This window comes from Enterobacter sp. 6722112 (assembly GCF_058661685.1).
In genome coordinates this window covers 2,786,645-2,800,115 of record NZ_JBZWGR010000007.1, presented here as the reverse complement: position 1 = coordinate 2,800,115, position 13,471 = coordinate 2,786,645, and the positions used below count along the sequence as shown (strand labels likewise).

Here is a 13,471-nt window from a genome sequence, read left to right as displayed (position 1 = left end):
ACTGCGCGGGCATCTGCCACCAACAGAGAGCATGTATGGATTGTCGTTCCGACTGTGGCGCGTGCTGTACCGCACCGTCCATCTCAAGCCCCATTCCAGGCATGCCGGAGGGCAAGCCTGCCAATACCCGCTGCGTTCAGCTCTCTGACACTAACCTGTGCATGATCTTTGGCTCGCCCCTGCGCCCGAAGGTGTGCTCCGGGCTCCAGCCAACCGCCGAAATGTGCGGCAGTACGCGCCAGCAGGCCATCACTTATCTGCTTGAGCTGGAAGCGCTCACCGCGCCTTAAACGTCTTTGATTCGCGTCAGGCAGCTCAGCGTCAGGACGCACATCACCAGCGCAATCCAGAACACCGTATGATAGTTCCAGATTTCAGCCACAACGCCCGCCAGTGAGCCTGCAATAATCCAGCCCACGCGGGTGGTATTAGTATAAAGGGTGGTGGCAGAGCCTGCCTGACCCGGCATCAGATCCTGGAAGTAGAGCATGCCGATACCGGCCAGAATACCGATGTAAATGGCGTTCAGCAGCTGTAAAGCAAGAAGCAGGGCTGGCGTATGAACCGTCAGCATACCGACATAAAACAGCAGCCCGGCTACGGCGGCGACGCGCATCAAAAAGCGCTTGCCGAAGCGCTTCGCGTAATAGCCCGCAATCAGCATGGTGGGGATCTCAAGCCCCGCGGCGGTTCCCATCATGATCCCGGCCAGCTTCTCCGGCAGATGCAACTCATCAATAATAAACAGCGGCATATTAATGATATAGAGGCTGTTGGTTCCCCACATTAGCGTACAGATAATGAATAACAGCAGCGCGTCGCGCCGGTTACGTCGCGGAGCTTCCAGCGTACCGGTCGCCACTTTCGGCTCTTTGCGCATGGAGGGCAGAAAGAACCAGACCATTGCGCCGCATACCACGAAGGCCACGGCTGCGCTGAGGTACATCACCGTAAAGCCAAAACCCATCGCCAGCGCGTAGGCGAGCGGGGGGCCAATCACCCAGGCCAGCGACACCTGCGCGCGCAGTATCGAGCTGAACATCACCGCTTCTCGCCCGGTGCGGTCGGCATGCTCGCGGGCAAGGGCGAACATCTGCGGGTTGGCGGTCGAGCCGAAACTGCTCAGGAAGACGCCCACGAACAGCAGAATGAAGTAGTTACGGTTCCAGGCAAACAGCAGGCAGGCAAACACCCCGAGCAGGCAGCAAAAAACGATCAGGCTTTTGCGATCGCCTTTGCGGTCTGAACGCCCGGCTAGAAACTGGCTGACGAAAATGCCGATGATGGCGCTCCCGGTGAAGAAGAAGCCAACCATCGCCGGGCGGGCGTGAACTTCGTTGGTCAGAAACAGGCTCAGCGTAGGCGTTTGTAACGCACCGGCAATACCGGTGAGAAAAGCAACGATCAAAAACGCCGTTGACGTCAAATCAAAAGGCTTTGGTGAGGCGGCAGCGGGGGTGTTATGCATGTTCAGTCTTTGCGAGTAACAGAGAGAGGCGGAGTTTACGCCGCCTGTCATTAAATAAACAGAGGGCAAAATCAAGATTGCCACAATAAATCAAAATAGCATTTCAGTTTATCGCCGTTTCGCTGAAGCGTGCTGAACCTGTTTGCTGAACATCAGCAAAAACCTCCCGACTGAAGAAGAAATGTGCTGCACTTCTAAATTCTGCAACAAGAAATGTAACTTTTCTTGCAACCTTTTGTAGAAAAGACAAGACTTCTTGAAACGTTTCAGCGCTATCTTGCCTGTCCTGACGAAGCAGGTTAGCGCCTGGTTTCTCAGTTAAGCTGAAACGATTCAATTTCAGCAGGAGAGGAGAATCATGTTCCAGTTATCTGTTCAGGATATTCACCCGGGCGAACAGGCCGGGAATAAAGAAGAGGCTATTCGCCAGGTCGCCGCTGCGCTCGTGCAGGCTGGCAACGTGGCTGACGGCTACGTCAACGGCATGCTGGCGCGTGAACAGCAGACCTCCACCTTCCTCGGTAACGGTATTGCAATTCCGCACGGCACCACGGACACCCGCGATCAGGTGCTGAAAACCGGCGTGCAGGTCTTCCAGTTCCCGCAGGGCGTGCTGTGGGGCGAGGGTCAGGTGGCTTATGTGGCGATCGGCATCGCGGCCAGCGGTGACGAACACCTGGGCCTGCTGCGTCAGCTGACGCACGTGCTGAGCGATGATGCCGTCGCGGAACAGCTTAAATCCGCCACCACTGCTGAAGAGCTGCGTGCCCTGCTGATGGGCGAAAAACAGAGCGAAGCGCTGAAGCTGGATAATGAAACCCTGACGCTGGACGTCGTTGCGTCCGATTTGCTGACGCTCCAGGCGCTGAACGCGGCCCGCCTGAAAGAAGTGGGAGCGGCAGATACCACTTTTGTGACGCGCGCCATCAATGATAAGCCATTAAACCTGGGTCAGGGCATCTGGCTGAACGACAGTGCGGAAGGCAACCTGCGTAGCGCTATCGCGGTCAGCCGTGCTGCGGTTGCCTTTGAGACAGACGGCGAACGCGCCGCGATGCTGGTAACGGTTGCCATGGCGGACGATCAGCCGGTATCCGTGCTGAAGCGTCTGGGCGATCTGCTGCTGAACAATAAAGCTGAAAAACTGCTGAACGCAGACGCGGCGACGGTGCTGGCCCTGCTGACCAGCGACGATGCGCTGACGGATAACCTGCTGAGCGCAGAGTACGTGGTGCGTAACGAACACGGCCTGCATGCCCGTCCGGGCACCATGCTGGTGAATACCATTAAACAATTTGCAAGTGAGATCACCGTGACCAATCTGGACGGTTCGGGTAAACCAGCCAACGGGCGCAGCCTGATGAAAGTTGTCGCGCTGGGCGTGAAGAAAGGCCATCGTCTGCGCTTTACCGCGCAGGGTGCGGATGCTGAACAGGCGCTGAAAGCGATTGGCGACGCCATCGCGGCCGGTCTGGGGGAGGGCGCATAATGAGCAGACGTGTTGCGACCATTACGCTGAACCCGGCTTACGATCTGGTGGGTTTCTGCCCGGAAATTGAGCGTGGCGAAGTCAACCTGGTGCGGACGACCGGCCTGCATGCCGCAGGAAAAGGGATTAACGTGGCGAAGGTGCTGAAAGATCTCGGCATCGACGTCACCGTAGGCGGCTTCCTCGGTAAAGACAACCAGGATGGTTTTCAGCAGTTGTTCAGTGAACTGGGCATCGCTAACCGTTTTCAGGTTGTGCAGGGCCGTACCCGCATCAACGTTAAGCTGACCGAGAAAGACGGTGAAGTGACCGATCTGAACTTCTCGGGCTTCGAAGTGACCCCGGCTGACTGGGAGCGCTTTGTTGCCGATTCCCTGAGCTGGCTGGGCCAGTTTGACATGGTGTGCGTCAGCGGCAGTCTGCCGTCCGGCGTCAGCCCGGAAGCGTTCACCGACTGGATGACGCGCCTGCGCAGCCAGTGCCCGTGCATTATTTTCGACAGCAGCCGCGACGCGCTGGTCGCCGGTCTGAAAGCCTCGCCATGGCTGGTTAAGCCTAACCGCCGCGAACTGGAGATCTGGGCGGGCCGTAAGCTGCCAGAATTAAAGGATGTGATTGACGCTGCCCATGCGCTGCGTGAGCAGGGTATCGCTCACGTGGTGATTTCGTTGGGTGCAGAAGGTGCCCTGTGGGTTAACGCCTCCGGGGAATGGATTGCCAAACCGCCTTCAATGGAGGTGGTCAGCACCGTGGGTGCCGGGGATTCGATGGTTGGCGGCCTGATCTACGGTCTGCTGATGCGCGAATCCAGTGAACATACCTTACGTCTTGCTACCGCCGTTGCGGCCCTGGCCGTGAGCCAGAGCAATGTCGGTATTACCGATCGTACCCAGTTAGCCGCGATGATGGCGCGCGTTGACTTAAAACCTTTTAACTAACAGCAGGAGAGGAATAATGAAAACGCTGCTGATCATTGACTCCGGTCTCGGACAGGCTCGTGCCTATATGGCGAAGACCCTGCTGGGCGCGGCGGCACAAAAAGCGCATCTGGATATCATTGATAACCCGGGTGATGCTGAAATGGCGATTGTTCTGGGCGACAAAATCCCCGCTGACAGCGCCCTGAACGGCAAAAAAGTGTGGCTGGGTGATATTAATCGCGCGGTGGCATACCCTGAACTGTTTCTGAGCGAAGCAAAAGGTCATGCGACGGTTTACAGCGCACCTGTTGAGGCGGCGCCGGTTGCCGCCGCTGGGCCGAAACGCATTGTTGCGGTAACGGCCTGCCCGACAGGTGTGGCGCACACCTTTATGGCGGCTGAAGCCATTGAAACCGAAGCGAAAAAACGTGGCTGGTGGGTGAAGGTTGAAACCCGCGGCTCTGTTGGTGCGGGCAATGCCATCACGCCGGAAGAGGTGGCGGAAGCCGATCTGGTGATTGTGGCGGCGGATATCGAAGTGGATCTGGCGAAGTTTGCCGGCAAGCCGATGTACCGTACCTCTACCGGCCTGGCGCTGAAGAAGACCGCGCAGGAGTTTGATAAGGCGCTGGCAGAAGCCAAACCGTATCAGGCAACCGGTGCGGCTAAAACTGCGACCGAAGGGAAAAAAGAGTCTGCGGGCGCGTATCGTCACCTGCTGACCGGCGTGTCCTACATGCTGCCGATGGTGGTGGCGGGCGGCCTGTGTATTGCGCTCTCCTTCGCCTTTGGTATCGAGGCGTTTAAAGAGCCGGGCACACTGGCGGCCGCGTTGATGCAGATTGGCGGCGGCTCCGCGTTTGCGTTGATGGTGCCGGTGCTGGCGGGCTTTATCGCCTTCTCCATTGCTGACCGTCCGGGTCTGACGCCGGGTCTTATCGGCGGTATGCTCGCCGTGAGCACCGGTTCTGGCTTTATCGGCGGTATCATTGCCGGTTTCCTCGCCGGTTATGTGGCGAAGCTGATCAGCTCGAAGCTGAAGCTACCGCAGAGTATGGAGGCGCTGAAACCTATCCTGATCATCCCGCTGATTTCCAGCCTGGTGGTCGGTCTGGCGATGATTTACCTGATTGGTAAGCCGGTCGCGGGCATTCTGGAAGGTCTGACCCACTGGCTGCAAACCATGGGGACGGCGAACGCGGTGCTGCTGGGCGCAATCCTCGGCGGTATGATGTGTACCGACATGGGTGGTCCGGTGAACAAAGCGGCATATGCGTTTGGCGTTGGCTTGCTGAGTACCCAGACCTACGCGCCGATGGCGGCGATCATGGCGGCCGGTATGGTGCCTCCGCTGGCGCTCGGTCTGGCGACGATTATTGCCCGCCGTAAGTTCGATAAAGCGCAGCAGGAAGGCGGTAAAGCGGCGCTGGTGCTGGGCCTGTGCTTCATCACCGAAGGCGCAATCCCGTTTGCGGCACGCGATCCAATGCGTGTTCTGCCGTGCTGTATCGTGGGTGGTGCGGTGACGGGGGCTATCTCCATGGCGGTAGGTGCGAAACTGATGGCGCCGCACGGCGGTCTGTTCGTCCTGCTCATCCCTGGCGCCATCACGCCGGTGCTGGGTTATCTGCTGGCGATTGTTGCCGGTACGCTGGTGGCAGGCCTGTCTTACGCGGTGCTGAAGCGCCCGGAAGCGGAAGTGGTCGCAAAAGCAGCCTAAAAGAGGTGTCGGGTGGCGGCTTCGCCTTACCCGACCTACAAAAAAAGCCGGGTGCGTAAGCAGCCCGGCTTTTTTTATGCCGCCTGTTCAGCGGTTTGCTGCGCCTTCAGCCAGGCAATCTCTTCCGCCCAGATATCCGGGTTAATGGTTTCGAGCACCATCGGAATACCGTCGAAGCGGGCGTCCTGCATGATAAAGCGGAACGCATCATGGCCGATGTTGCCTTCGCCCAGGCTGTGGTGGCGGTCAACGCGGCTGCCGAACGCGCTTTTCGCATCGTTTAAGTGCATACCGCGAAGGTATTTAAAACCGACAATACGCTCGAACTCCTCGAAGGTATTTTTCGTGGCCTCGGTTGTGCGCAGGTCATAGCCGGCGGCAAAGGCGTGACAGGTATCGATGCACACCCCCACGCGGGATTTATCTTCCACGCCGTCGATGATCGCCGCCAGATGCTCAAACTTAAAGCCGAGGTTGCTGCCCTGACCGGCGGTATTCTCAATCACCGCCGTCACGCCCTGGGTTTTATCCAGCGTCATGTTGATGGACTCGGCGATGCGCGCCAGACAGGCGTCTTCGTCAATCTGCATCAGATGGCTGCCGGGATGGAAGTTCAGCAGCGTCAGCCCCAGCTGTTCACAGCGCTGAACCTCATCCAGGAACGCTTCGCGGGATTTTTCCAGCGCCTCGGCAACCGGGTGACCGAGGTTAATGAGGTAGCTGTCATGGGGAAGGATTTGGCCAGGCCCATAGTGGTATTTCTCACAGGCGGCTTTGAAATCATCAATCACTTCAGCGGTGAGCGCTGCGGCGCGCCACTGGCGCTGGTTTTTGGTGAACAGGGCGAAAGCGGTCGCCTCGATTTCGGCGGCGCGAATGGCGGCATTCGCAAGGCCACCGGCAGCGCTGACGTGCGCTCCAACATATTTCATAAAAAGACTCCTGTTAACCCGAAATGCCTATGATAGCGGGTTAACAGGAGAAGGACGAGATGGTTTATGCCAACAGGCTGTGTACCGCAAGGTTAATCGCACCACCGCCAACGATTAGCCAGATGAACAGCACAAGCGCCATCAGCAGCGGTTTCGCGCCGGCTTTTTTCAGCGCGCTGACGTGTGTGGTGACGCCCAGCGCCGCCATCGCCATCGCCAGCAGGACCGTATCCAGCGTCACCAGCATATCCACCATCGCTTTTGGCAGCAGGTGGAAAGAGTTGAAGACAGCGACCACGATGAACAGGATCGCAAACCACGGAATGGTGATTTTGCTTTTCTCGCTGCCGCCTGCCGGAGCAAGCTGTTTAACCCGCGCCGCGAGGAAAATCAGGAACGGGGCCAGCATCATCACGCGCAGCATTTTGGCGATGACCGCCGCGTTTTCCGCTTCCGGGTTAATGGCGTGACCTGCCGCCACCACCTGCGCCACTTCGTGCATGGTTGAGCCGATATAAATGCCGTAGGTTTCCGGACTAAACCAGTGCGCCACCAGCGGATACATGGCCGGATACAGGAAGATCGCCAGCGTACCGAAGATAACTACCGTCGCGACGGCAACCGTGACTTTACTGGCTTCGGCTTTAACGACGGGTTCTGTTGCCAGTACCGCCGCCGCGCCGCAGATGCTGCTACCCGCACCGATCAGCCAGCTGGTCTGTTTGTCCAGCCCAAAGATCTTCTGGCCGATAAAGCACGCCAGTAAAAAGGTGCTCGAAAGGGTCAGGACGTCAATGGCAATCCCGCTGACACCGACATCCGCAATCTGCGAAAAGGTGAGACGGAAGCCATAAAGGATGATCCCGAGACGTAATAAATGCTGCTTGGCGAAAATCACGCCGCCGTCGCAGGATTTCCAGATGTGTGGATAAACGGTGTTCCCGACCACCATGCCAAGCAGAATGGCCAGCGTCAGGGCGCTGAACCCTGCGCCGGCAACCGCCGGTATACTCCCGCCCCATAAAGCCACGCCGGTAACCACGGCGCTGAGCGCGAGACCCGGCACGAAGTGCCACACTGTACGATGATGTTGTAAGGTGATTTCTGACATAACCTTCTCCTTTGTCTGGCTAAAGGTTACGGCGCTCTGGCTTAAAAATAAAATTGATTATATATTTATAATCAATCTTTATAAGTGGTAAGCAACCATGCACATTACATTGCGTCAGCTGGAAGTTTTTGCCGAGGTGCTGAAAAGCGGCTCGACAACCCAGGCGTCACAAATGCTGGCGCTCTCGCAGTCCGCCGTTAGCGCGGCCTTGACCGATCTTGAAGGGCAACTGGGCGTTCAGCTTTTCGACAGGGTAGGAAAGCGGCTGGTGGTGAACGAACATGGCCGCCTGCTGTACCCGCGTGCCCTGGCCTTGCTGGAGCAGGCAACGGAGATCGAACAGCTGTTCCGCGAGGACAACGGCGCTATTCGCGTCTACGCCAGCAGCACGATCGGTAACTACATCCTGCCGGAAGTGATTGCCCGCTACCGCCGGGATTTTCCGACCCTGCCGCTGGAAATGAGCGTCGGCAACAGCCAGGACGTGATCAACGCGGTGATCGATTTCCGCGTGGACATCGGGCTTATCGAAGGGCCGTGCCACAACGTGGATATCATTGCGGAACCCTGGCTTGAGGATGAGCTGGTGGTGTTTGCCTCCCCGGCCTCTTCTTTACTCCAGGGCGAGGTGACGCTGGAGCGTCTGGCGCAGGCGCAGTGGATCCTGCGAGAGCAGGGCTCTGGCACGCGTAAGATTGTCGATTATCTGCTGCTGTCCCATCTGCCGCAGTTCCAGTTAGGGATGGAGTTAGGTAACTCCGAGGCGATTAAGCATGCGGTGCGTCATGGCCTGGGCATTAGCTGTCTTTCCCGACGGGTGATTGCCGAACAGCTGGAAACCGGCTCTCTGGTTGAGATCCCCGTTCCGCTGCCGAAGCTGGTGCGCACGCTGTGGTGCATCCATCATCGTCAGAAACACCTTTCCAGCTCGCTCCAGCGTTTTCTGCGCTACTGCGCCATTTAACGTTCCCCGGTGGCGCTTCGCTTACCGGGGCTATGTGCGCTTATCACCCCACATTTTTATGCTTTACTTATAATCCTGGCCGAGTCATGAAGCTCTCTTATAACTGAGCATTTCTGCCGGAAGCAACGCAGATCGTCTGCTACAATCGCGCCTCATTTATTGAATGGACAGCATTTTCACATGGTTTCAGAAACTAAAACCACAGAAGCGCCCGCGCTACGTCGCGCACTTAAGGCGCGTCACCTGACGATGATCGCCATTGGCGGCTCCATCGGTACGGGTCTTTTCGTTGCCTCTGGCGCAACAATTTCGGCAGCCGGCCCGGGTGGGGCATTATTCTCTTATATTCTGATTGGCCTGATGGTCTACTTCCTGATGACCAGCCTGGGTGAACTGGCGGCATACATGCCGGTGTCTGGTTCGTTTTCGACCTACGGACAAAAATACGTTGAGGAAGGCTTCGGCTTCGCGCTGGGCTGGAACTACTGGTACAACTGGGCGGTGACCATCGCCGTTGACCTCGTCGCGGCACAGCTGGTGATGACCTGGTGGTTCCCGGACACGCCAGGCTGGATCTGGAGCGCCCTGTTCCTGGCGGTCATCTTCCTGCTGAACTACATCTCCGTGCGCGGCTTTGGCGAAGCGGAATACTGGTTCTCTTTGATTAAAGTGGCAACCGTCATCATCTTTATCGTCGTCGGTGTGGCGATGATCGTTGGTATTTTCAAAGGGGCTGAACCGGCGGGCTGGAGTAACTGGACTATAGGCGATGCGCCGTTTGCCGGGGGCTTCTCGGCGATGATTGGCGTGGCGATGATTGTCGGCTTCTCCTTCCAGGGTACCGAGCTGATTGGTATCGCGGCCGGTGAATCCGAAAACCCGGAGAAGAACATTCCGCGCGCGGTGCGTCAGGTGTTCTGGCGTATCCTGCTGTTCTATGTGTTCGCGATCCTGATTATCAGCCTGATTATTCCGTATACCGACCCAAGCCTGCTGCGTAACGATGTGAAAGACATCAGCGTCAGCCCGTTCACGCTGGTCTTCCAGCACGCGGGTCTGCTCTCTGCCGCGGCGGTGATGAACGCGGTGATCCTGACGGCGGTACTGTCTGCGGGTAACTCCGGGATGTACGCCTCCACCCGCATGCTCTACACCCTGGCCTGCGACGGTAAAGCGCCGCGTATTTTCTCGAAACTGTCTCGCGGTGGCGTGCCGCGCAACGCGCTGTATGCGACCACGGTGATTGCGGGTCTCTGTTTCCTGACCTCCATGTTCGGCAATCAGACGGTCTACCTGTGGCTGCTTAACACCTCTGGTATGACGGGCTTCATTGCCTGGCTGGGCATTGCCATCAGCCACTACCGTTTCCGTCGCGGGTACGTCAAGCAGGGTCATGATCTGAATAATCTGCCGTACCGGTCAGGGTTCTTCCCGCTGGGGCCGATCTTCGCCTTCGTTCTGTGCCTGATTATTACCCTGGGTCAGAACTATGAGGCCTTCCTTGCGGACACCATTGACTGGGGCGCCGTCACGGCCACCTATATTGGCATTCCGCTGTTCCTGATCATCTGGTTTGGCTACAAACTGACGAAAGGAACACGCTTCGTTCGCTACAGTGAAATGGATTTCCCGGAACGATTTAAACAATAACCGCACTTCCTCTCTTTTAGCCCGCTCAGTTGAGCGGGCTTTTTTATGGGCAGATCAGAAGTTGTAGGTCATGCCGACGGTATAGCGACGGCCATCCAGCACGGTGTCATACGTATCGTAATCAATCTGCTTATCGAGCACGTTATACACACCGGCAGTAACCAGCAGGTTTTTGTTGGCGTTGTAGCGCATACCGACATCAACCTGAGTGTAGGACGGCGTACCCTGGGACATTGACGTGCGGCTCAGGTACTCAGACGTTTTACCGCGCAGGTTCAGACGGCTCCAGAATCCGACATCTGGCGTCGCCTGCCAGTCCAGGGTGGTGTTGAACATGTGTTTCGGCATTTTGTTCAGTGGCTTGCCGGAGAACTGGCCGCTCTTCTGCTCAGACTCCGTATAGGTGTAGTTTGCAGTCCAGTTCACATCGCGCGTGATTTTCCACCCGAAGGAGGACTCCACACCGCGCATGTTGGCTTTGTCCACGTTGACGCGATCGCTGACGAAATCATAGCTGTGATCGCCAATCGTACAGGCGGGATCGGCGCTGCTGTTACAACGGCGAACTTCCGTAATCTTGTCCTTGAAGTCGGTATTAAACAGCGTTACGCCGGCATTCAGGTTATCGTTGTTATCCCAGAGCAGGGCGAGCTCTTCGCTCAGGCTCTTCTCTGGTTTCAGATCCGGGTTGCCAACGATGATACCGTCAAGACGGCCGCCACCCGTTACCTGGCCCCAGCTGGCAGACGACTGACGCAGATCCGGCGCACGATAGCCAGCCGAAACCCCGCCTTTTAATGTCCACTGATCGGCCAGGTGCCATACGCCGTAACCGCGCGGCGTCCAGTTAGTACCGTAGTTTTGGTCTTTGTCCATACGCAGGCCGCCGGTCAACGTAAAGCTTTCCGTCATTGCCCATTCATCTTCGGCAAACAGGGCCCAGCTCCAGCGCGTCAGTTTGTTCAGTCCGTCAGCAGCTTCCAGCTGATTACCCTTGTCGCGCAGTTTCTCATAACGATACTGCCCGCCGAGGGTCAACGTATGATCGCCGAGGAAAATCTGGTTCTGGTTGTTGAAGGTGGTGTTATAGGAGCGCATTTTGCGACCTGGATTATTGGTCTCTTCCTGCTGGATATAGCTGGTGGTATTGAAGTCGTCGTAATACCCGCTGTGCGTTAAGGAGTAGGTCGTGTGCTCATAGCGCGAGTCGCTTTTGGTATTTGGCGTACAGGTTGTTCCCCGGCAGGTTTCAGCCGCTTTCGACATCCCCGGGGTGCTGTTTCTGTCCTGAAGCTCGCGAGCAAAGTCGAGGTCGAAATCGTTCTTCTCGTCCGGCGTGAAGTTCAGCGTAATGCCACCGTTACGCATTTTCTGCTCGTTATAGCCGTTCACGATTTTATCTTCTGCGCGGCGTGACAACAGCCCCGTCACTTTTGCGCCCAGCAGTCCGTCGATCAGGGGACCAGAAGCGTAGGCGTTGGTCTGGAAGATATCGCCGGAATCATTGTTTTCCTGGAAGGTCGCATCGCCATGCAACGAACCGGTCCAGGCTTTAGTGTTCGAGACTTTTTTGGTAATGACGTTAATTACGCCACCCATAGCATCGGAGCCGTAAAGCGAGGACATCGGGCCGCGGATGACCTCGATGCGCTCAATGGACTCCAGCGGCGGCAGCCAGCCTTGTTCAATACCCGAGTTGTCGCTGTTGGGGCGGGTGCTTCGCGTACTGACGCGTTTGCCGTTCACCAGGAACAGGGTGTACTGAGAGGCCATGCCGCGAATACTGATATCACTGCTGCTCCCGCCGCCAGTGACGACAACGCCCGGGACGTCTCTCAGGGCATCGGTAACATCACGGTAGGCTTTATCTTCAATCTGCTGTTTTGAAATCACAGAGATGGAGGCCGGGGCATTCTGGATCTTTTGTTCAAAACCCGTCGCGGTGACGACAACGGTGTCCTGATCGGCTGCGTGAACGAAGGGGGAACATGTGGCAGCGCCAATGGCGACGGCCAGGAGCTTAATGCGCGGTATTGTCATTTGTACATTCCGTATAAAAATGAATAAAACTCCATCGGGATAACCCTGAGAACTGTATGTTTTTGTCTTGTAAGAACTCTTTGAGATGGAGAAGAGCCTGGAATTGTACAAAAGAATGTAGAATTGTAAACACAAATGATAATTGAAATCATTTGTGTTTGGGTGTCGGCGACAGAAATCAGGCTGGATTCAAGCGGATAGAAGTATGTAAAGAGGGGGAGGGGAAGACCCGGTAGGCAGGAGGCGCTACCGGGCAAAAGGCGGAACTTATCTGAACAGATGCTCCGCATGGAAGCGGAGATGATCCTCAATAAAGGACGCCATGAAGTAATAGCTGTGGTCGTATCCCGGCTGAATGCGCAGCGTTAGCGGCCAGTCCTTCTGGCGCGTGGCTTCCGCCAGCACCGCAGGCTGTAGCTGTCCGGCGAGGAACTGATCCGCATCGCCCTGATCGATAAGCATTGGGATCGCATTCACCGAATCGCTCGCCAGCATCAACGCGCAGCTGTCCCATTCCTGCCATTTTTCTGCATCTTCACCCAGATAGTGCGTAAAGGCTTTTTGCCCCCACGGCACCTGCGTTGGGTTCACAATCGGCGCAAATGCGGACACGCTGGTGTATTTCCCCGGATTTTTCAGCGCCATTATCAGCGCCCCGTGGCCACCCATCGAATGTCCGCTTATCGCGCAGCGCTCGCTGACCGCGAACTGAGAGTGCACCAGGGCAGGCAGTTCATCGCGAATGTAGTCATACATGCGGTAATGGCTCGCCCACGGTTGTTCCGTGGCGTTGAGATAGAACCCGGCGCCTTTACCCAAATCGTATCCGGCATCGTCGGCCACGTCATCGCCACGCGGGCTGGTATCTGGCATCACCAGCGCAATGCCCAGTTCGGCGGCAATACGCTGGGCACCCGCTTTGGTGGTGAAGTTTTCGTCGTTGCAGGTCAGGCCTGAAAGCCAGTACAGCACCGGTGGATTGTCCGCAGGGGGCAGGAAAATGCTGAACGTCATAGCACAATTCAGCGCGGTGGAGTCGTGCCGCCAGCGCTGCTGTCGACCTTCAAAACAACGATGCTCTTCGAGCAGTTCCATGCAGGGCTCCTTAAAGGTAAGACGATTCATAAAACGCATAATACAGAGTTTTCATTGACCTGTGAGCAACTTTCACTTTCGC

11 protein-coding genes are annotated in these 13,471 nt (G+C 56.9%); 6 read left to right on the top strand and 5 right to left on the bottom strand.

Annotated features, from left to right (window positions below; genetic code table 11):
* Positions 1-35: 35 nt before the first annotated feature.
* Complete coding sequence (locus tag AC4OVU_RS14830; RefSeq protein ID WP_003859353.1) at positions 36-290, top strand: YkgJ family cysteine cluster protein; 255 nt, start codon at positions 36-38, stop codon at positions 288-290.
* On the opposite strand, the gene setB is transcribed toward AC4OVU_RS14830, so the two are convergent.
* Positions 287-1,468 (bottom strand): sugar efflux transporter SetB, encoded by a 1,182-nt coding sequence (gene setB / locus AC4OVU_RS14825; protein ID WP_015572310.1) that lies wholly within the window; start codon positions 1,466-1,468, stop codon positions 287-289. The two genes, AC4OVU_RS14830 and setB, sit on opposite strands and share 4 nt — an antisense overlap.
* A 358-nt stretch (positions 1,469-1,826) precedes the next feature.
* Here setB and fruB point away from each other — a divergent pair, with 358 nt between their 5' ends.
* From fruB to fruA, 3 genes are read left to right on the top strand one after another with little or no spacing between them, the layout of a single operon-like run.
* Positions 1,827-2,957 (top strand): fused PTS fructose transporter subunit IIA/HPr protein, encoded by a 1,131-nt coding sequence (gene fruB, locus AC4OVU_RS14820; RefSeq protein ID WP_045341037.1) that lies wholly within the window; start codon positions 1,827-1,829, stop codon positions 2,955-2,957.
* Positions 2,957-3,895 (top strand): 1-phosphofructokinase, encoded by a 939-nt coding sequence (fruK, locus tag AC4OVU_RS14815; RefSeq protein ID WP_006811313.1) that lies wholly within the window; start codon positions 2,957-2,959, stop codon positions 3,893-3,895. The genes fruB and fruK overlap by 1 nt, the downstream gene beginning before the upstream one ends.
* A gap of 16 nt (positions 3,896-3,911) precedes the next feature.
* The gene (fruA, locus tag AC4OVU_RS14810; protein WP_110292793.1) at positions 3,912-5,597 is read left to right on the top strand and encodes a PTS fructose transporter subunit IIBC; all 1,686 of its coding nucleotides are present in this window, start codon (positions 3,912-3,914) and stop codon (positions 5,595-5,597) included.
* Between the two features lie 74 nt (positions 5,598-5,671).
* Here the strand turns inward: fruA and nfo are convergent, their stop codons facing one another.
* Positions 5,672-6,529 (bottom strand): deoxyribonuclease IV, encoded by an 858-nt coding sequence (gene nfo, locus AC4OVU_RS14805; protein WP_017693043.1) that lies wholly within the window; start codon positions 6,527-6,529, stop codon positions 5,672-5,674.
* A 64-nt stretch (positions 6,530-6,593) separates the two neighbouring features.
* Positions 6,594-7,640, bottom strand: coding sequence for a YeiH family protein (locus AC4OVU_RS14800; RefSeq protein WP_017383388.1), 1,047 nt, complete (start codon positions 7,638-7,640; stop codon positions 6,594-6,596).
* A gap of 97 nt (positions 7,641-7,737) precedes the next feature.
* Here AC4OVU_RS14800 and yieE point away from each other — a divergent pair, with 97 nt between their 5' ends.
* Positions 7,738-8,604: a DNA-binding transcriptional regulator YeiE gene (yieE, locus tag AC4OVU_RS14795; protein WP_491928732.1), complete on the top strand. Its 867-nt coding sequence runs from the start codon at positions 7,738-7,740 to the stop codon at positions 8,602-8,604.
* Between the two features lie 180 nt (positions 8,605-8,784).
* Positions 8,785-10,254 (top strand): amino acid permease, encoded by a 1,470-nt coding sequence (locus AC4OVU_RS14790; RefSeq protein WP_006811308.1) that lies wholly within the window; start codon positions 8,785-8,787, stop codon positions 10,252-10,254.
* Between the two features lie 54 nt (positions 10,255-10,308).
* On the opposite strand, the gene AC4OVU_RS14785 is transcribed toward AC4OVU_RS14790, so the two are convergent.
* Both AC4OVU_RS14785 and fghA read right to left on the bottom strand, forming a co-directional pair.
* Positions 10,309-12,294, bottom strand: coding sequence for a ligand-gated channel protein (locus tag AC4OVU_RS14785; protein ID WP_491928731.1), 1,986 nt, complete (start codon positions 12,292-12,294; stop codon positions 10,309-10,311).
* Positions 12,295-12,561: 267 nt separating this feature from the next.
* Complete coding sequence (gene fghA / locus AC4OVU_RS14780) at positions 12,562-13,389, bottom strand: S-formylglutathione hydrolase (protein WP_110292794.1); 828 nt, start codon at positions 13,387-13,389, stop codon at positions 12,562-12,564.
* Positions 13,390-13,471 lie beyond the last annotated feature (82 nt).